The organism is Rhodanobacter sp. Root480, from assembly GCF_001426645.1.
GTDB classification, from domain to species: domain Bacteria; phylum Pseudomonadota; class Gammaproteobacteria; order Xanthomonadales; family Rhodanobacteraceae; genus Rhodanobacter; species Rhodanobacter ginsenosidimutans.
Genome location: NZ_LMEX01000002.1, coordinates 419,609 through 438,539 on the forward strand (window position 1 = coordinate 419,609; position 18,931 = coordinate 438,539).

Consider the following 18,931-nt stretch of genomic DNA (forward strand, 5'->3'; position numbering starts at 1 on the left):
TGGATGCCGCCCGCGCAAGATCAGGCCATGCCGACCCCGGACAGCAACATCGTGCCCGAGAAGATCCGCGATGGTATCGAGGTGGTCATCAACGGCGAGCCCTTCCGTCATACCGGCGATCCCGCGATGCCGCTGCTGTGGTACCTGCGCGACGTGCTGCGCCTGACCGGAACCAAGTACGGCGGTGATGCCCAGGCCGGCAACGGCGCCGACCTGGTGCTGGTGGACGGCAGGCCGGTGCCGGCCATCGGGCAACCGATGAAGGCGCTGGCGGGCAAACGGGTCACCACGGTGGAGGGCCTGGCCGCCAACGACGGCACCCTGCATCCGCTGCAGCAGGCTTTCATCGACGAGGACGCAATCGGCTGCGGCTACTGCACGCCAGGCTGGCTGATTTCGGGAGTGGCCTTGCTGACGCGCACCGCGCAACCCTCCGACGACGACATCGACCGGCTGCCCAACCTGTGCCGCTGCGGTTCGCAGACGCGCGTGCGTCGCGCCATCAAGCGGGCGGCCGCCGGTAAGGCGGGCCAGGCATGAGTGGGCAGATCCAGCTTTCGCGGCGCCGCTTCCTGCAGGTGCTCACCGGCACCGCCGGGGCGTTGATCGTGGGCATCCGCACCGCCGGGGCGGTCGACCTGCCGCCGGCGTTGCTGGGCGGCACGTTCCAGTCGCTGGGCCCCTACGTGCAGATCGACAGCGACGGCAACGTGCTGATCGGCGCGCGCGACCCGGATACCGGCACCGGCGTGGCCACCTCCCTGCCACGCATCATCGCCGACGAACTCGACGCGGACTGGAACCGCGTCAGCGTGATTCCGCTGGGCCTGGGCGTGGAAAACGACCACGGCCAGCCGCGCTGGATCTACGGCCGCCAGCTCGGCGGCACCGGCGGCTCCATCCCCGCCGCCTGGCAGGAGCTTCGCCAGGTCGGCGCGCTGGCCCGCTGGCTGTTGCTGCAGGCGGCCGCGCGCCGGCTGGGCGTCCCGGCTGACCGCTTGCGCTGTGAATCGGGAACGGTGATCGCACCCGACGGGCGCCGCGTCACCTACGGCAGCCTGGTCGAGGTAGCCGGCAAGATCCCGCTGACCAAGAGCGTGCCCCCGGTGAAAACGCCGGAGCGCTACACCCTGATCGGCGCGCCGGCCGGTGACGTGGATGCCCACGCCATCGTCACCGGCCAGGCCAGCTACGCCATCGATCACCACTATGGCGATGCGCTGGTGGCGGTGCTGGTGCATTGCCCCTGGCCCGACGGCACGCTGGCGCGCATCGACACGGCCGCAACGCTGGCGGTCAAGGGCGTGGTCAAGGTGCTGCAGTTGCAGCCGGAGAAGGATCAGCCGCTCGGCGAGACGGCGATCGCCCCGGCCGTGGCAGTGCTGGCGCAGGACACCTGGTCGGCCTTGCAGGGACGCGACAAGCTGGAGCTGGAATGGAAGCCCGGCGCCAGCGGCACGCAAAGCAGCTACGCGCTGGAACAACAGGCGCAGGCCCTGCTCGACGGCGACGACGCGCCCACCACGCGCGTGCGCAACGACGGCGACGTGGATGCCGCCGGCAAGAAGGCCGCCCGCCGACTGGAAGCCACCTACGTGCAACCGTGGCTGGCCCACGCCACCGCCGAGCCGATGAACTGCCTGGTGCGGCTGGACAAGGACCGCGCCAGCCTGGTCGTGCCCACCCAGGCGCCGCAGCGTGCCTGGGCCGTGGTGCAGCGGCTGACCGGCCTGGCCCCCGACCACATCGACATCCGTGTGCCCCGCGTCGGCGGCGGTTACGGTCGCCGGCTCGATCACGACTACGTGGCCGAGGCGGTGATGCTGGCCAAGCTGGTCGACAAGCCGGTGCGGCTGTTGTGGACGCGTGCGCAGGATTTCGGCCACGACTTCTACCGCGCCGCCAGCGTGCACCGCATCAGCGCCATCGTGGGCCGCAAGCGCGAACTCATCGGCTGGAACCAGCGCATGGCCAGCGCTTCGGCACTGGTGCAACGCGGCGTGCCGGACAACCGCCTGTGGACGTCCGAAACCCGCGCCGACCAGCTGCCCGCGGGCCTGGTGCCGAACTACCGCAGCGACTGGTACGGCCTGGAATCAGCCATGCCACGCGGCCCGATGCGCGGCATGCCGCACCTCAGCAACGCATTCGCGGTGGAAAGCTTCATCGACGAAATCGCGCACATGATGCGCGAAGACCCGCTGAAAACCCGCCTGCGCCTGCTCGGCGAACCGCGCACGCTGGCGCTGGCCGGCGGCGGCACGCTCGACCTCGGCCGTCTGGCCAACGTGTTGAAACTGGTCGCCGATCGCATCGAATGGAAAAACTGGTTGCGCAGCGTCAACGGCCTGGGCATCGCCTGCTGGCATGTCGACGGCGCCTACGTGGCGCACGCGATCGAAGCGTCGATGCAGGGCGAAAAACTCACCATCGAACGTGCCGTGTGCGCGGTCGACGTGGGCCGGGTGATCAACCCGCTGGGCCTGCAAGGCCAGGTGGCCGGCGCCACCCTGGATGCACTGTCCACCGCGCTGAACCTGGCGGTGACCTACAAGGATGGCCAGATCCAGCAACACGACTACAAGAGCTACCCGCTGGCCAGCATGGCGCAGCTACCCAACGACGTGGAAGTGATCACCGTGCCCGGTGACCGCTCGCCCGCCGGCGCCAGCTTCCTGGCCATGCCCACCGCCGCCCCCGCCCTGGCCAACGCGGTGTTCCGCGCCAGCGCCGTGCGCGTGCGCCGGCTGCCGCTGATGAAGGAATTGCTGCGGCTCCTGTAGCGGCGGACTGCACCCTGTAGGAGCGGCTTCAGCCGCGACGCTCTTTGCCTTGCGGATTCGAAGCAGGAGCGTCGCGGCTGAAGCCGCTCCTACAGTGGTTGGCGGCGAGCTCAGCTGCCGCACAACCTCTCCAGCATCTCCACCTGCGCGTGCCGGCCCGGCGTCGCGTCGGGCGCGGCGAGGCGCAGATACTCACCATCGGGTTGCAGCAGGGAGGCACCGGTGTCGTCAGCGAGATAGCGCTGCAATGCACTGAACACGCGCAGCTGCAGCTTCTTGCCTTCGATCGGGAACGCGGCTTCCACGCGGCGATCGAGATTGCGTTCCATCAGGTCGGCACTGGCCAGGTACACCCGCGGCTCGCCATCGTTGGCAAACCAGTAGATGCGGCTGTGTTCGAGGAAGCGGCCGATGATCGAGCGCACGCGGATGTTTTCGGAAACGCCCTCGATACCGGGGCGCAGGGCGCAGATGCCGCGCACGATCAGGTCGATCTGCACGCCGGCGATGCTGGCCTTGTACAGCGCGCGGATCACGTTGGGTTCGGTCAGCGCATTGATCTTGAGAATGATCTGCGCCGGCTTGCCGGCCGCGGCATGCGCGGCCTCCTGCGCGATCAGCTCCAGCAGGCTGTTCTTCAGCGTGAACGGTGCATGCAGCAGCTTCTTCATGTGCAGCACCTTGCCCATGCCGGTGAGCTGGCTGAACAACTTGTGCACGTCCTCGCACAGCGCCTGGTCGGAAGTGAGCAGGCTGTAATCGGTGTACAGCCGCGCGTTGCCGGTGTGGTAGTTGCCCGTGCCCATGTGCGCATAGCGCACCAGCCCGCGACCCTCGCGGCGCTGGATCAGCATCAGCTTGGCGTGCGTCTTGATGCCCACCACGCCGTAGATCACCATCGCGCCGGCCTGCTGCAGGCGCGAGGCGAGGCTGAGGTTGGACTCCTCGTCGAAACGCGCGCGCAGCTCGACCACCGCGGTCACTTCCTTGCCGGCGCGTGCCGCATCGACCAGCGCATCGGCGATCTCGGAGTTCGCGTTGGTGCGGTACAGCGTCTGCTTGATCGTCAGTACCTGCGGGTCCTTGGCCGCCTGGCGCAGCAGGTCGACCACCGGCGTGAACGACTCGTACGGATGCAGCAGCAACACGTCCTGCCTGCCGACCACCTGGAACAGGTCTTCGGCATGCCGAAGCGCCTTGGGCAGGCTCGGCGTGAACGGCGGGTACTGCAATTGCGGATAGCGGACGTCGGTGGCGATGCGGAACAGCCGCGCCAGGTTCACCGGGCCGTTCACTTCGTACAACTCCGATTCGGTCAGGCCGAACTGCCTGAGCAGGTAGCCGATCAGATCCTTCGGGCAATTGTCGGCCACCTCCAGCCGCACCGCGTCGCCGAAACGGCGCGAGTACAGCTCGCCGCGCAACGCCAGCGCCAGGTCCTCGACGTCTTCCGGATCCAGCGTGAGATCCGCGTTGCGGGTCAGCCGGAACTGGTAGCAACCGAGCACGTCCATGCCCGGAAACAGTTCCGCCACGTGGGCGTGGATCATCGACGACAGCAAGACGTGGTTGTCGCCGCCATCGCTGATTTCCGGCGGCATCGGGATCAGCCGCGGCAGCACGCGCGGCGCCGGCACGATGGCCAGGCCGGAGTCGCGCCCGAACGCATCGACGCCGTCCAACTGCACGATGAAGTTGAGGCTCTTGTTGACCAGCAGCGGAAACGGATGGGTGGGGTCCAGCCCGATCGGCGTCACCAGCGGCGCCACCTCGTCGCGGAAATAGCGACGCACCCACAGCTTCTGCTTGTGCGTCCACTGCGTGCGGCGAACGATGCGGATGCCGTGCGCCGCCAGCTCCGGCAGGATGCGCTCGTTGAGGATCGCGTACTGCCGCTCGATCTGCCGATGCGCGATCTCGCTGATCATCGCCAGCGCGCGCTTGGGCCGGATGCCGTCCGGGCCGATCATCTCGTGATCCAGCGCCACCTGCCCTTTCAGGCCAGCCACCCGGATCTCGAAAAACTCGTCCATGTTGCGCGAGAAGATCAGCAGGAACTTCAGCCGCTCCAGCAACGGCGTGCGCTCGTCCAACGCCTGATCCAGCACGCGGATGTTGAACTGCAGTTGCGACAGCTCGCGATGGATGTACAGGCGGTTGTCACCCAGGTCCACCGCGGGCAGCACCGCGCCCGCATCGTTGGCCGCCGGCGCCGTGGCGTCAGGCGGTGATGTGTCGCGAATCAGGCGGCTGTTCATCACCGGCTCCGGCAAGAGGGATAAGGGTGGCGCGCATGCGCGCCGGACGCCCAGTTTGCGAAGTTTTCTTGACCGGAAGATGACAGTCGCGATGTTCGCCGCAGCAGGCCTTTTGATGCCTATTGCCGGATGAACTGGTCGCTGGCCGGCACCCACGAACTGGAGGAGCGCGCCGGCGCGGCGGGTTTGACCGCAGGCGCGAAGGCGCTTTCGCAGCCGGGCGGCAACGGGCCGCCGGCGACGCGGGCGGCGGCGCATTCGGCATCGTTGGTGAACACGATGGCCCGCTTGGGCGCGCTGGCCGCGGGCGCCGGCACGGTGGGCACGCCCGCCGCGGTCGAGGGCAGGTTGAGCCGGCGATACACCTCCTGACCCAGCGGCTTGGCCGGCGGGTCAGGGTTGCCGCAACCGAGCAGCGCGATCGGCAGCAGCGGCGAGGCGGAGCATTCGACGCGGATGCCTTGCGGAAGGTTGAAGGTGTGCTTGATGGTGGTTTTTTCCACCGCGCGACGCAGGGCGGTGTCGATCGAGCTTTCGTTCTTCGGCGCCCAGTATTTGTCGAATGATGTCGCCTTGTAGGTGATGCTGGAAGAACGGTGGCTCATCACGTCGGTGTCGCCGCGGGGTTTCAGCTGCACGTAATCGCCCAGCTCACCCTGCTTCTCGCCCTGCGCCGCACCGGCCTGCTCGGCGCCCTGCTCGCCGACGCCGCGGCTCTTGCCGGTGGCCGCTTTCGTGCTGCCCTGCGCCTGCGTGGGAGCGGGCTGGCCGGTGTCACTGGCGGCCGCCTTGGCGACGCCCGCGGGCTCGCCCGGCGTGGCGGTGTCGCTGCCTTGCGCGATGGCGTCGGGCGCGGTGCTGACGTCGCGACCGGCATCGGCCTTGCTGGTCGCGGCGGTGCTGGTTTCCGCGCTGGCCGTGGGCTCGCTGGTATCGGCAGCGCTGGTGTCAGCGGCACTGTTGTCCTTTGTCGCGGGCGCCGCCTCGGCACCGGCATCAGCGACGGCAGCGGGCTTGGCCTCGGCAGCCGGCTCCGGCGCGGGTTGCTCGCTGAGTTGCGGGCGCGCCAGTACGGGGCGCTCGATCGCCGCCATGGCCTTGCGCGTGTCCTGCACCTTCACCGCCGACGCTTCCGGCGGCGCCACGGCCGGACGCGCCAATGCCGTCTGCGGCACCGCGTCCAGTTGCGCCTCGGCCACCTCGACGGCGGGTGTCTCGATCCGCGGCGCTTCGCGCTGCACCACCGGTGTGGGCACGGTGAAGGTCGCCTGCAGGTTGACCTGCGGCGACGGTTGCGCGGGCAAGGGCACGGCCTGCATGTCGGGCACCGGCGGCGCGGCCGTCACGGTAGCGCGGATCGGCTGCACGCTGGGTGGCTCGGCGCTGCGCGGCACTTTCATGTCCAGCGCGATGCTGGGCGCGCTCACCGGAGGCGGCGCTTGCGCTGGCAACGGCGGCAGCGCCAGCGAGGCCGGCGGCGGCATCGGCTGGGTGCCTTCGAGCTGCGGCGGGCGCACCGCCTCGGGCTGGAACTTTGGCGGCACCGGCGGCTGCATCGACACCACTGGCGGCGTCACGCTGGGCGGCTCGGCGGCCAGCGGTATCGGTTGCAACTCGGGCGTGGGTGCGGGTGTGGGCAGGCTGATCGGTGGCAGGGGTGCGGCCGGTTTGTCCGGTGTCGGCGCGCGAACCGGCGCGGGCGGGCTGACCACCGCGGGCTCGGGCACGACCTTCGCGTCGCTGACGCGCGCCAACGACGGCGCCGCCGTGCTGGCGCTGGTGTGGCGCACGGACGGACGCGTCGCCGCCGGTCGCACGCGGGCCTGGTGCCGGGGGCCGATCTCCTTGGGCGGCGTGCCGCGCACGGGCGGCGGCGGTGGCGGCTCGGGCGCATCGATCAGCCGCACCCGCAGTGCCTTTTCCTGCGATTCCGGCGGCAGTTTCACCTGGTAAGCCGGACCCAGCACGAACACCAGCAGAAACACCACGTGCACCAGCATCGTGCCGACGATGCCAACGATGCGGCGACCCGTTTCGCGCGGCTCGACGCGGGTGCGCTGGCGGTAGGCAACGGCGCGGCGGGCCGCCAGCGGCGAATCCATCAGCACACGTGCCGGACGATCAGCTGGGGGGCCGGCAGGTTGGTCCGAAGGCGGCAAGGGCATGGGCGCAAGTGTAGCCGGGCGCGCCGCGCCGGTGCGGCGATCAATGGGCTCTGGCGGCGCCTGCGGCGCGATCACGCAACTCGGCATCCACCGCGCGGTTCGGCGTGTCGGTGGGGCAACCCCAGGGCAACGGTTTGTTGGCCCGGTAGATCGCGATGCAAGCCTCCACGCTGGGCGGTTTCGCTGCCTTGGGATCGGGTGCCAGCGGTTTGGATGGCGCCATGCTGAGGCGTGCGTCGCCATCCTTGGCCGAGGGCGGTGGCGGCGGATTGATGCAGTCGGGAATGGGCACGCCCACGACCGTCTTGCACTTCAGGTGGATGCCACCCGGCAGGTCCACATCCGTGTCCTTGACCACGGCATCCACCACATGCCGCAACGCGGCGCCGCCCAGGGTTTCGTCCGGCGGCGGAAAATACTTGTCCAGCGAGGTGCCCTTGTACTTGATCGGATCGCTGTTCTGCATGATCCGGCGATCACCCTGCAACGCGTGCGACACGTAACCGGGCGTTGCACTGCTGGCCGACGCGGCGGGTAGCAGCGGCTGGCCGTCGCGGCCGTACAAGGTCACCGGTTTGCGCGCCGGCGGCGTGGCCGGCAGCTGAATCGTCATCGCGCGCCTGGTCGCAGGTGTTGTGCGTGCCGGTGGCTCCCGCGGCGGCAAGGGTGGCACGACCGGCGGTGGCGGCGCGGCCGTTTCCACCGGCGCACGCGTGATGAAACGCACCTGCAGGACCTGTTGCGATTCGGCCTTGATCACGCGACGCCCCGGCCGCAGTGCCTGCCATGCCACCAGCGCCATCACCACGTGCAGCAGCGCCACCAGGCACAGCAACCAGCGATTCCATGGCAGCACGCGCGGTGAAACCCGCCAGCGCCGCCGCCGCAAAAGCGCCAGCGTTCCGGCGTCCAGATCGTTCCAGTCGCCACCTTTTTTCCGCTGCATGGAAGCGATAACAATGTCCCGGCCACAAAGGGATGTCGGCAGCATGGCAAACCCTGCTTGAACCCGACCCTTCCCCGACCACCGCCAGCACGCGCGGGTTCCCGCACCAAGATGCGCGAGACATCGATTGACGCCCTCGTCATAACCACATGACGGAAGATAACTTCCGTCAGCGAACCGTTTGGATACCGTTGTGCCCACTGCGCGTGAAGCGCTGGCGCCCCCCAACGAGAATCCCCATGCACACCAGAACCCTGCTTGCCCTGAGCCTTCTCGGCCTTGCTCCCCATGCTTTCGCCGCCACCGACGAGTGGCCGACACGAGCGCATTTCGACGACGGCATCGAGCTCGGCGTGAAGGGCAATTTCCAGTACGACGCCAACCAGTTCAGCACCAGCAACTTCGACGACGCCACCACCTGGCGACGCCAGGTCGTCACCCTGTACGGCGCAAAAAAAGGTGTTTTCAACGCGGACGTGGGCTACGACTTCCAGTCCAACGCGTGGCAGGACGTGTTCCTGGGCGCCACCACCGGCATCGGCAATTTCCGGCTGGGTGAATTCAAGACGCCGGTGGGCATGGAAGATGGCGCCACCTCGGCCAGCGCCACCACTTTCCTGGAAACCAGCCTCGCCGGCCAGGCGATATACGAGGGCCGGCGGCTGGGCCTGGAATGGAAGTACACCGGGCTGTCGCGCTGGGCGTTTCAGCTGGCGTATTTCGGTCGCCACGATCTGAACGACGCGGCCAGCGGAAATACGGCAGCGGCCCGCGCCGTGTTCAATCCCGTCAATGAAGGCAACGACGTTATTCACCTGGGGCTGTCCGCCTCACGCGAGGCGCGCGACGATCGCACGGCGCGTGTGCGCGCCCGCCCGGAGGTAAACCTCACCACGATCCGCCTGGTCGACACCGGCACCCTCACCGGCGTCGACCGCATCGATCGCGCGGGACTGGAAGCGGCGTGGCTGCACGGCCCGTGGCTGGCGCAAGCCGAATACCTCACGCTCGACGCCCACCGCAACATCGGCAGCAACTACCGCAGCGACGGCTACTACGTATCGGGCAGCTGGCTGCTGACCGGCGAATCCCGGCGCTATCGCAACAACGCGTTCGGTGCCCCGACGCCCGCACGCGACTGGGGCGCACTGGAGTTTGCGCTGCGCTATTCCGCGGTGGACCTGGACGATGGCGTCGTGCGCGGCGGCGAGCAGCACGACTGGACGCTGGGCCTGAACTGGTACCTGCCCCGCGGCTTCAAACTGCAAGCCAATTACATCCGCGCCTGGAGCGACCGACGCGGAGCAAGCGTGGATCCGGAAATCTTCGCGCTGCGTGCACAACTGTCGTTTTGAGGAAAGCCGCTACTGGCACCGCTGTAGGAGCGACTTCAGTCGCGATGCTTTTGCTCTTGGATCTGGCTCCAGAGCAAGAGCTTTCGATCGCCTGCGGCGCTCGAGTCACTTTTCTCTTGCGTGGCCAAGAGAAAAGTAACCAAAAGAGAAGGCCACCCCACTTGGCGCTTGCCGGGCTCCTGCCCGGCAAGTCCGTGAGTCGGGGTCGGGCTTTTCGACAGCACATCCATGTGCTGGCGAAAAGGCATCGGCATCCTGCCGATGCCCTCTTCGGGGCCTTGTCGCCCCCGCCTCACCGCCGCACAGGGGCCCCGGGTAGAGCGACGGGCCATCCTGGCCCGTACTCGGGATGAAGCCAGGGCAAAGGCAACGGCGAAAGCAGAAGCAGAAGCAGAAGCGAAGCTGCTCACCTCAGCCGTTCTCCCTGAGCGTAGGCCGAAGGCCGGAGTCGAAGGGCCGCTCGACTTCACCCTTCGACTCCGCCGCTGCGCGGCTACGCTCAGGGCGATCGGACGGTGAGGAAAAAAGCAGAGCTTCATGCGGCGACGCTCTCGCAGCGGCAACGCCGCTGCGCACCGAGTGCGCGCCAGGATGGCGCGCTGCTTTACCCGGGGCCCCTCTGAAGCGGCGGGCGGGCGAAGGATCAGCCTGCAGGGTGGTTCGCATGGATGCGAACCAGTTTGGCGTCAGTCCATGGCGAGGGCATGGATGCCCGAGTTGAGGCAGCGCAGGAGCGGTTGCCCGATGGACTGTCGACAAACCCCGCAGCCCGACCGCGGACCTTGCGGGCAGGGATGCCCGCAAGGCGCGCAAGCGGGGTGCTCTTTCTTTGGTTACTTTCTCTTTACTCCGGGCATCCTGCCCTCCACCCTTCGGGCCAGCTTCGCTGTTCGCACGCGCTTCCTGCGCGTGCGTGGCCACGCAAAGAGAAAGTGACTCGAGCGCCGTAGGCGATCGAAAGCTCTTTGCTCTAAAGACTCACAAAACCCAAAAAGCATCGCGACTGAAGTCGCTCCTACAAAAAAGCGGCAAGAGCATCCCGCACAGCGTGTGCTCTTACGGCGAGGGGTTGCTCTGTCTACGGAGCAGCTTGCGGCTGCAGCACGTGGCGCGCGGCCGCATCAGCTTCACCTTGTGCATTGAGCGGAAACGCGGTGATCAGGCGTGGTTGCACGACCAGTGCTTGCCCTGGCTGCAGGCCACGTTGGGCCACCTCGTCACTGGACATGTCCGCCTCCAGCACCTGCCCCAGCGCGGGCACATCCAGCTCGAGATGCGCCACGCCGCCGGCCAGGTAGATGTGCCGCAACTGCGCAGCCCAACCGCCTTGTGATGGCGCCGACGACACCAGCAGATGTTCCGGGCGCACGTAGCCGATGGCGCTGCCGACGGCGTTGCCCGGCCAGGGATCGGCACCGAGTTGCCGTTGCCCGCCGGTCAACACGCCGTTCGCGCGCTGCAGCGGAATCCTGTTGTTCTTGCCGATGAACTCGCACACGAACGGCGTGGCCGGCTGCTGGTAGATCGCCTCCGGCGTGCCGATTTGTTCGATGCGGCCGCGATTCATCACCGCCACGCGATCGGCCAGCTCCAGCGCCTCCTCCTGGTCGTGGGTGACGAACACGCTGGTCAGGCCCAGCTCCTCGTGCAGATTGCGCAGCCAGCGGCGCAGTGCCACGCGCACTTGTGCGTCGAGCGCACCGAATGGTTCGTCCAGCAACAGCAGGTCCGGCTCGACGGCCAGTGCGCGCGCCAATGCCACGCGCTGGCGCTGGCCGCCGGAAAGCTGGCTGGTGTAGCGCTTGCCCAGGTCGTCCAGTTGCACGCGCTTCAGCAGTCGCTCCACGCGCTCGTTGATCTCCGCGCGGCTGGGACGCGACTTGCGCGGGCGGATGCGCAGGCCGAACGCCACGTTCTCGCTCACCGTGAGGTGGCGGAACAACGCGTAATGCTGGAACACCAGGCCCACCTTGCGCTGCCGCGCGTCGACCGCCAGCAGATCGCGGTCGTTCTGGCGCACGCTGCCGCTGTCGGGATAATCCAGCCCTGCCAGGATGCGCAGCAAGGTGGTCTTGCCCGAACCGGATGGCCCCAGCAGCGCCAGGAACTCACCTGGTTCGATGCGCAGGCTGACGTCGTCCAGTGCGGCAAAGCCGGCGTAGCGGCGATGGAGATGGGACAGTTCGAGGGTCATGCGTTGTTTCTCAATGGCCACGCGTAGCACGCGCGGCAAGTTCGTCGCCGTAGCGCCATTCCAGCAGCGCCTTCACCACCAGCGTCAGCAGCGCCAGCAGGCCCAGCAGCGAGGCCACGGCAAAGGCGCCCATGTAGTCGTACTCGTTGTAGCGCATCTCCACTTCCAGCGGCATCGTGGTGGTCAAACCGCGGATGTGGCCGGATACCACCGACACCGCGCCGAACTCGCCCATCGCCCGCGCATTGCACAGCAGCACGCCGTACAACAGCGCCCAGCGGATGTTGGGCAGCGTGACGCGGAAAAACATCTGCCAGCCGCTGGCGCCCAGCGTGCGCGCGGCTTCCTCTTCCTCGCTGCCCTGCGCCTGCATCAGCGAAATCAGCTCGCGCGCCACGAACGGCAAGGTGATGAACACCGTCGCCAGCACCAGCCCGGGCACCGCGAAGATGATCGTGACGCCGTGATCGGTCAGCCACGGCCCGAACCATCCCTGCGCACCGAACAGCAGCACGTAGACCAGGCCGGCCACCACCGGCGACACCGAGAACGGCAGGTCGATGAACGCGCCCAGCAGCGCCTTGCCGCGAAATTCGAAGCGCGTCATCGCCCATGCCGCCGCCACACCGAACACCAGGTTCGACGGCACCGCCAGCACCGCCACCAGCAAGGTCAGCTTGATCGCCGACACCGTCTCCGGCTGCGCCAGCACGTCCATGAACGCGGCCGCGCCCTTGCTCAGCGCTTCGATGAACACCGCCGCCAGCGGAAGCAGCACCAGCACGGCCATGAGCGCCATCACCAACGCGATCAACGTGCCGCGCAGCAGGCGATGGCGCCAGCTCAGCGGGCGACTTGCATGCTGGCCACTCATGCGCCGCGCTCCGCCCAGCGCCCGCTCCAGCGTTGCAGCAGCGCGATGGCCACCAGCAGCAGCAGCGAGAAGCCGAGCATCACCGTGCCCAGCGCGGCGGCGCCCGCGTAGTCGAACTGCTCCAGCTTCTGCACGATCAGCAGCGGCGCGATTTCCGAGCGCAGCGGAATGTTGCCGGCGATGAAGATCACCGAGCCGTACTCGCCCACCGCCCGCGCCAGCGCCAGTGCAAAGCCGGTGAGCAGGGTCGGCAACAGCGCCGGCACAATCACCCGCACGAAGGTCTGCAGGCGGGTGGCGCCCAGGCTTTCGGCGGCTTCTTCGACATCGCGATCCAGTGTTTCAAGCACCGGCTGCAGCGTGCGCACCACGTAGGGAAAGCCCACGAAAATCATCGCCACCAGCACACCGGCCGGCGCGTACGCGATCTTGATGCCAAGCGGCAGCAGGTATTGCCCGAGCCAGCCGTTGGGCGCGTAGATCGCGGTCAACGCGATGCCGGCCACGGCGGTGGGCAAGGCGAACGGCAGATCCACCAGTGCGTCGATCAGCCGCCGCCCGGGGAAGCGGTAGCGCACCAACACCCAGGCCACCAGCAAACCGGCCACTGCGTTGAACAGCGCCGCGATCAGCGCGCCGCCGAAACTCAGCTTCAACGCAGCCAGCGTGCGCGGCGCGGAAAGCAGTCGCAGCCAACCATCCACATCCAGCGCCGACGCCTTCCACACCAGCGCCGCCAGCGGCAACAGCACGATCAGCCCGAGATACGTCAGCGCGTAGCCCAGGCTGATGCCGAAGCCGGGCAGCACCCGTCGTCGTTGGCGAGCCATGCGTCAGCTGCCCGGGCCGATCTGGTCGAACACGCCGCCATCGGCAAAGAAGCGCTTCTGCGCCGCACGCCAACCGCCGAAAGTGTCATCGATGGTGAACAATTTCAGCTTCGGAAACTGCGTGTCGTACTTGGCCTCCACCGAGGCCAGCCGCGGCCGGTAGAAATTCCTGGCGATGATTTCCTGCGCCGCGGGCGTGTAGAGAAACTTCAGGTAAGCCTCGGCCACCGCCTGGGTGCCATGCTTCTTCGCGTTCCTGTCGACCACCGCCACCGGCGGTTCGGCCAGGATGCTGATCGAGGGCACGACGATCTCGAAGGCTCCCTTGCCCAGCTCCTTCTGCGCCAGAAACGCCTCGTTTTCCCATGCCAGCAACACGTCGCCTACGCCGCGCTGCACGAAGGTATTGGTAGCGGCTCGGGCACCGGTATCGAGTACGGGCACGTGCTTGAACAGCTCCTTCACGAAAGCCTTTGCGCTGTCATCGGTGCCGCCGGGCAGCTTGCGCGCATAGCCCCACGCCGCCAGGAAATTCCAGCGCGCGCCGCCAGAGGTTTTCGGGTTGGGCGTGATCACCTGCACGCCCGGCTTGATCAGATCGCCCCAGTCGCGGATGCCCTTGGGGTTGCCCTTGCGCACCAGGAACACGATGGTCGAGGTGTACGGCGTGGAGTTGTCGGGCAGCCGTTTCTGCCAGTCCGTGGCCAGCAGGCCGCGATCGGCCAGCGCGTCGATGTCGTAAGCCAGCGCCAGCGTCACCACGTCGGCGGGCAGGCCGTCCACCACCGAGCGCGCCTGCTTGCCGGAACCGCCATGGGACATCCGGATCGCCGCCTTGTCGCCCGGGTGGCTGGCGTTCCATTGCGCCAGGAAAGCGGCGTCCACATCGCGGTACAACTCGCGGGTGGGGTCATAGGAAACGTTGAGCAGGGTCGCGGCGGCGACGGTTCCCGCCAGGGTCATTCCGCTCAGGAGGACAGCGGCCAGCAAAAGCAGTGATGGTCGTTTCATGGCGATTCCACGGGGATGGGGAGGGCTCAGCGTATCGGGGCCTTTCCGGCCCCGCGAAATGGTCAAAGGCGATGACGATATGCCGCCCTGCATGGTGCGGGCCTGATCGGGAGATGAATGCAATCACGTCGCCGGTTAAGGTTCCGCTAGGAACTCGCCGCGTTGAAAGTCGGGCACACCGATGCGGTGGCACCGCGTGTTTTTCCGCGCATCGCGACCGCTCCGCAGCCGCGCCGCACGCCCCTCCCTGCACTGCAGCTTGACCCGACCCGCGCTTCGCTCAAGTCTAGGCAGGCGGCATCTGCCGCTTCCGCCATGACCGTCCTCGCTGCGTGCGGGCGATGCGCGACCATGACGGCCCGCCATCGTCAGCCGCCAGCGCGGCCTCATGCGGCGCCGTTATGCCATGAGGCCACGCCCTTTCTGGGAGGGTCGCATCGTGTCGCATTCCACGGAACACATCCGCAACATCGCCTTGACCGGGCACGCGGCAGCGGGCAAAAGCACGCTGCTGGAAGCCTTGTTGTTGGCCGGCGGCGCGATCCAGTCGCCCGGCAGCATCGAGCGCGGCAATACCGTTTCGGACAGCGACACACAGGAAAAAGCCCGCGGCCATTCCATCGACAACTGCGTGGCCAGCGTCGATCACGGCGATTGCCACCTCAACCTGATCGACACCGCCGGCTACGACGATTTCCGCGGCGGCACCCTGTCCGCGCTGGCCGCGGTGGAAACCGCGGCGATCGTGGTCAACGCCGTCAACGGCATCGAGCACGGCACCCGCCGCATGATGCTGCACGCGCGCCAGCGCGGTCTGGCGCGCATGCTGGTGATCAACAAGATCGATTTCGAGGGCGCCGACCTGGCCGCGCTGGTAGATGCGTTGCGCCAGGAATTCGGCACCGAATGCCTGCCGGTGAACCTGCCCGCCGGGCACGGCAGCCGCGTGCTTGACTGCTTTTTCCACAAGGACGGCGTCACGGATTTCTCGTCGCTGGCCGAGGCGCACCAGCGCATCATCGACCAGGTCGTGGAGATCAGCGAAACCACGATGGACGTCTATCTTGATGCCGGCGAGGCCGCGCTCACACCGCAACAGTTGCACGACGCGTTCGAGCAATGCCTGCGCGAGGGGCATCTGGTGCCGATCTGCTTCGTCAGTGCCCGCACCGGCGCGGGTGTACGCGAATTCCTGGAACTGGCCGAGCGGCTGCTGCCGAATCCGGCCGAGGGCAACCCGCCGCCGTTCGCGCGCGCCGATGGCACGCCGTTGTCCATCAGCGCCGACCCCGCCGGCCACGTGGTGGCCGACGTGTTCAAGATCGTCAACGACCCGTTCGTGGGCAAGCTGGGTGTGTTCCGCGTGTGGCAGGGTACGGTGCGCCGCGACAGCCAGTTGCTGATCGACGACAACCGCAAGCCGTTCAAGGTCGGTCACCTGCTGCGGCTGCAGGGCAAGACGCATGTGGAGATCGAGGCCGCCATTCCGGGCGACATCGCGGCGGTCTCCAAGGTGGAGGACATCCACTTCGACGCGGTGCTGCACGATTCCCACGACGAGGATGCCATCAGCCTCGCACCGCTGGCATTCCCGTCACCGATGTTCAGCCTGGCAGTGCGGACGCGGCACAAGGGCCACGAGCAGAAGCTGTCCAACGCGCTGGCACGGCTGGCCGAGGAAGACCCCTGTTTCCGGGTGGAGCATCACAAGGAACTCAATGAAACGGTGGTGCGCGGGCTTTCCGAATTGCACCTGAAAGTGATGTTGGAACGCATGCGCGAACGCTACGACGTGGAGGTGGACACGCACCCGCCGCGCATCGCCTACCGCGAAACCATCGCCGCCAGCGCGGATGGTCATCACCGGCACAAGAAACAGACCGGCGGTGCCGGCCAGTTCGGCGAGGTGTTCCTGCGGGTCGAGCCGTTGGCGCGCGGCGCCGGTTTCGAGTTCGTCGACGAAGTGAAAGGCGGCGTGATCCCCGGCCAGTTCCTGCCGGCGATCGAGAAAGGCGTGCGCCAGGCGATGGAGCACGGCGCCATCGCGGGCTTCCCGCTGCAGGATCTTCGCGTGACCGTTTACGACGGCAAACACCACGCCGTGGACTCGAAGGAAGTGGCCTTCATCAGCGCCGGGCGCAAGGCGTTCATCGACGCCGTGGGCAAGGCCAAGCCGGTCGTGCTGGAGCCGATCGTGAACGTGGAAGTGGCCGTGCCCGAGCACCACGTGGGCGACGTCACCGGCGCGCTGGCCGCCAAGCGCGCGCGCATCCTGGGTACCGATACGCAGCGCGGCGGCGAGCGCGTGATCAAGGCACAGGCGCCGCTGGCCGAACTGACCGACTACCCCACCGAACTGAAATCGATGACCGGCGGCCGCGGCCGCTACAGCCTTGATCTGAGCCACTACGAAGCGGTGCCGCCGGCCGTGCAGAAGCAGCTCGGGGAGAGCTGGAAGCCGCGTGTCGAAGAGGATTGAGGCGAGAGGCTGTCCGTGGCCGACTGTCTTTCTGTAGGAGCGACTTCAGTCGCGATGCTTCGCTCAAAAGTTCGGGCAAAGAGCATCGCGACTGAAGTCGCTCCTACAAGGTCTTTTACGCCGCGCGAGGACGCTTGGGCTTCAGCAAGGTCCCGGTGCACTTGGGCGAACCGCACAGGCACTGCCACAGCTTCTTCAACCGCGGTGTATACGGCGCATCCAGCACGATGCCGTAGTCATAGGTGAGCTCCTCACCCGGCTTGATCTTGCGCAGCGCCTCGATCACCACCTTGTCGCGGCGACGATCGCCATCGGCATTTTCCTCCACCAGCGCGCGGCAATTGGGCGCGCAGCTGTGGTTGATCCAGCGCGCGCTGTTGCCGCCCTGGTTGGCGTCGATGATGTACTCGTCGTTCAACGTGAACAGGAACGTGTGCCCGGTTTCGCCACCATCGCCATACAGCGCGTCCGCCTCGGCGTGTGTCAGCAACTTGCCCTTGTACTCGACGACTTCCTCGCCCCGGGCAATCGTGTCGACAGCGAAAACGCCATTGCCGTGGATGGGAGAACGGCGGGCGACGAAACGTCGTGGCATGGAATGGAACCTGCGGAGGAAAAAACCATGATGCCCGTTTGGGCTGGCCTGCGAAAGCACATGCGGCGAGCATCGCGCGGCACCTTTCGGGTGACCTGTGTTCCAGCACCTTCGCAATGCGATAGTGGGCCCCGCCTTTTCCTCCGGGGTGCACGATGAAGACATCGCTTGCCGGTTTCCTTGTACTTTCCCTGCTCGCCACCTTTTCCGTTCAGGCCGCGCCATTGACGCCGGTCGCCCGCGACGCGCTGCAACAGGTGCTCGACCGCGGCCGACAGACCCACAGCGATGCAGTGCTGGTGCTGCAGGATGGTCACGAGATCGGCCACTACTATGCGAACGGCAAGCCACCCGGCCCGATCGAGCTGATGTCGGTGACCAAGTCGGTGGTGGCGCTGGCTATCGGTCAGTTGCTGGACCAGGGGCGCATCAAGTCGCTGGACCAGCCGGTGGCCGATTTCTACCCGGAATGGCGGCAGGGGCGGAAGAAGGACATCACCGTCCGCATGTTGCTCAACCACTCTTCCGGCCTGCAGAACGTGCGCCGTGCCGACGTGGAGATCACACCCGCGCCCGATGCCATCCAGCTGGCGCTGGCCGCCGAACTGGACAGCAAGCCAGGCACCAACCCGTCCTACAACAACAAGGCGGTGAATCTGCTGGCCGGCATCATCGAGCGGGTCTCGGGCCAGCCGATGGATGCGTTCCTCCGTGCCGGGTTGTTCAAGGCGATGGATATTCATCCCGGCCGATGGGAAACCGACAAGGCCGGACATCCATACGCCATGTCGGGGCTGCCGCTCACCGCCGCCGACCTGGCCAAGATCGGCCAACTGGTTCTGGACGGCGGGCAGTGGCATGGTCGCCGGTTGCTGTCGGCATCCTTCATCGACGCGATGCTGGCTGCCGGTCCGCTCGGGGACGGCGACTGCGGCCTGTTGTGGTGGCGGGTGCCGCAATGGCTGCACTTCGACGGCGATCCGGCGGGGATAGCCGCGCTGCGCCAGCACGGCGTACCCGAGGCAACGGTGGAACGGCTGCAGAAGGCGATGCAGGGAGCGCATTTCGACAGCATCGGGGCGATGCAGGCGGGTATCGCCAAGGCGCTCGGTACCGATACGCACGCCATCATGGTCGACCAGCTACTCAAGCGCGGCATCGGCCCATACCGGCTGTTCAAGCTGAGCCAAGGCCCCATCGTCGCCTATGACGGCAACGGCGATGGCGGCCAGTTCGTGGTGATCGTGCCCAAAGCCGGCTTGGTCGCCGTACGCCAGATCGACTCGAACATGGACGGGGAAGCTGAGGGCGAGAACTACGGCGATTTCGTCGATCGTGTCATCGCGCTGGCTGAAGCCAGCGGCAGGCTCCACGCTGCTCCCCACTGAGCTCGACGCAAGGTTTGCTTGTCGGCCGGCTAACCTGGTTAGAATGGAAGTTC

The 18,931-nt window shown here is 67.2% G+C and carries 13 protein-coding genes and 1 pseudogene; 5 read left to right on the forward strand and 9 right to left on the reverse strand.

Features of this window, described 5'->3' with window-relative positions; translation table 11 throughout:
- The first annotated feature begins 3 nt into the window (after window positions 1–3).
- Together ASD22_RS08955 and ASD22_RS08960 are read left to right on the forward strand one after the other, a co-directional pair.
- Window positions 4–540, forward strand: coding sequence for a (2Fe-2S)-binding protein (locus tag ASD22_RS08955; protein WP_056081995.1), 537 nt, complete (start codon window positions 4–6; stop codon window positions 538–540).
- Window positions 537–2,783, forward strand: a complete 2,247-nt coding sequence (locus ASD22_RS08960) for a molybdopterin cofactor-binding domain-containing protein (protein ID WP_056081999.1) — start codon at window positions 537–539, stop codon at window positions 2,781–2,783. The genes ASD22_RS08955 and ASD22_RS08960 overlap by 4 nt, the downstream gene beginning before the upstream one ends.
- Window positions 2,784–2,893: 110 nt before the next feature.
- On the opposite strand, the gene ppk1 is transcribed toward ASD22_RS08960, so the two are convergent.
- The 3 genes from ppk1 to ASD22_RS16680 form a co-directional block, all read right to left on the reverse strand.
- Complete coding sequence (gene ppk1, locus ASD22_RS08965) at window positions 2,894–5,041, reverse strand: polyphosphate kinase 1 (RefSeq protein ID WP_056082002.1); 2,148 nt, start codon at window positions 5,039–5,041, stop codon at window positions 2,894–2,896.
- 119 nt (window positions 5,042–5,160) lie between these two features.
- Window positions 5,161–7,143 carry a hypothetical protein gene (locus ASD22_RS08970; RefSeq protein WP_056082007.1) on the reverse strand — a complete coding sequence of 661 codons (1,983 nt, stop codon included), beginning with the start codon at window positions 7,141–7,143 and terminating at the stop codon, window positions 5,161–5,163.
- A 103-nt stretch (window positions 7,144–7,246) separates the two neighbouring features.
- Window positions 7,247–8,152, reverse strand: a complete 906-nt coding sequence (locus tag ASD22_RS16680; RefSeq protein WP_235577603.1) for a hypothetical protein — start codon at window positions 8,150–8,152, stop codon at window positions 7,247–7,249.
- A 239-nt stretch (window positions 8,153–8,391) separates the two neighbouring features.
- Here ASD22_RS16680 and ASD22_RS08980 point away from each other — a divergent pair, with 239 nt between their 5' ends.
- Window positions 8,392–9,507 carry a porin gene (locus ASD22_RS08980; protein ID WP_056082010.1) on the forward strand — a complete coding sequence of 372 codons (1,116 nt, stop codon included), beginning with the start codon at window positions 8,392–8,394 and terminating at the stop codon, window positions 9,505–9,507.
- Between the two features lie 1,078 nt (window positions 9,508–10,585).
- Here ASD22_RS08980 and ASD22_RS17135 read toward each other — a convergent pair.
- From ASD22_RS17135 to ASD22_RS09005, 5 genes and pseudogenes are all read right to left on the reverse strand, one after another.
- Window positions 10,586–10,951, reverse strand: coding sequence for a TOBE-like domain-containing protein (locus ASD22_RS17135; RefSeq protein ID WP_343123427.1), 366 nt, complete (start codon window positions 10,949–10,951; stop codon window positions 10,586–10,588).
- An 18-nt stretch (window positions 10,952–10,969) separates the two neighbouring features.
- A pseudogene (gene cysA / locus ASD22_RS08990) lies at window positions 10,970–11,701 on the reverse strand (sulfate ABC transporter ATP-binding protein); the annotation flags it as partial.
- Between the two features lie 10 nt (window positions 11,702–11,711).
- Complete coding sequence (cysW, locus tag ASD22_RS08995; protein ID WP_056082019.1) at window positions 11,712–12,575, reverse strand: sulfate ABC transporter permease subunit CysW; 864 nt, start codon at window positions 12,573–12,575, stop codon at window positions 11,712–11,714.
- Window positions 12,572–13,405 carry a sulfate ABC transporter permease subunit CysT gene (gene cysT / locus ASD22_RS09000; protein WP_056082022.1) on the reverse strand — a complete coding sequence of 278 codons (834 nt, stop codon included), beginning with the start codon at window positions 13,403–13,405 and terminating at the stop codon, window positions 12,572–12,574. The genes cysW and cysT overlap by 4 nt, the downstream gene beginning before the upstream one ends.
- A 3-nt stretch (window positions 13,406–13,408) precedes the next feature.
- Window positions 13,409–14,416: a sulfate ABC transporter substrate-binding protein gene (locus ASD22_RS09005; RefSeq protein WP_056082025.1), complete on the reverse strand. Its 1,008-nt coding sequence runs from the start codon at window positions 14,414–14,416 to the stop codon at window positions 13,409–13,411.
- Window positions 14,417–14,855: 439 nt separating this feature from the next.
- Here ASD22_RS09005 and fusA point away from each other — a divergent pair, with 439 nt between their 5' ends.
- Complete coding sequence (fusA, locus tag ASD22_RS09010) at window positions 14,856–16,895, forward strand: elongation factor G (protein WP_056084047.1); 2,040 nt, start codon at window positions 14,856–14,858, stop codon at window positions 16,893–16,895.
- A gap of 115 nt (window positions 16,896–17,010) precedes the next feature.
- On the opposite strand, the gene ASD22_RS09015 is transcribed toward fusA, so the two are convergent.
- Window positions 17,011–17,490 carry an SET domain-containing protein-lysine N-methyltransferase gene (locus ASD22_RS09015; protein ID WP_056082029.1) on the reverse strand — a complete coding sequence of 160 codons (480 nt, stop codon included), beginning with the start codon at window positions 17,488–17,490 and terminating at the stop codon, window positions 17,011–17,013.
- 155 nt (window positions 17,491–17,645) lie between these two features.
- On the opposite strand from ASD22_RS09015, the gene ASD22_RS09020 reads away from it, so the two are divergent.
- Window positions 17,646–18,878: a serine hydrolase gene (locus tag ASD22_RS09020; protein ID WP_056082032.1), complete on the forward strand. Its 1,233-nt coding sequence runs from the start codon at window positions 17,646–17,648 to the stop codon at window positions 18,876–18,878.
- Window positions 18,879–18,931: the final 53 nt, after the last annotated feature.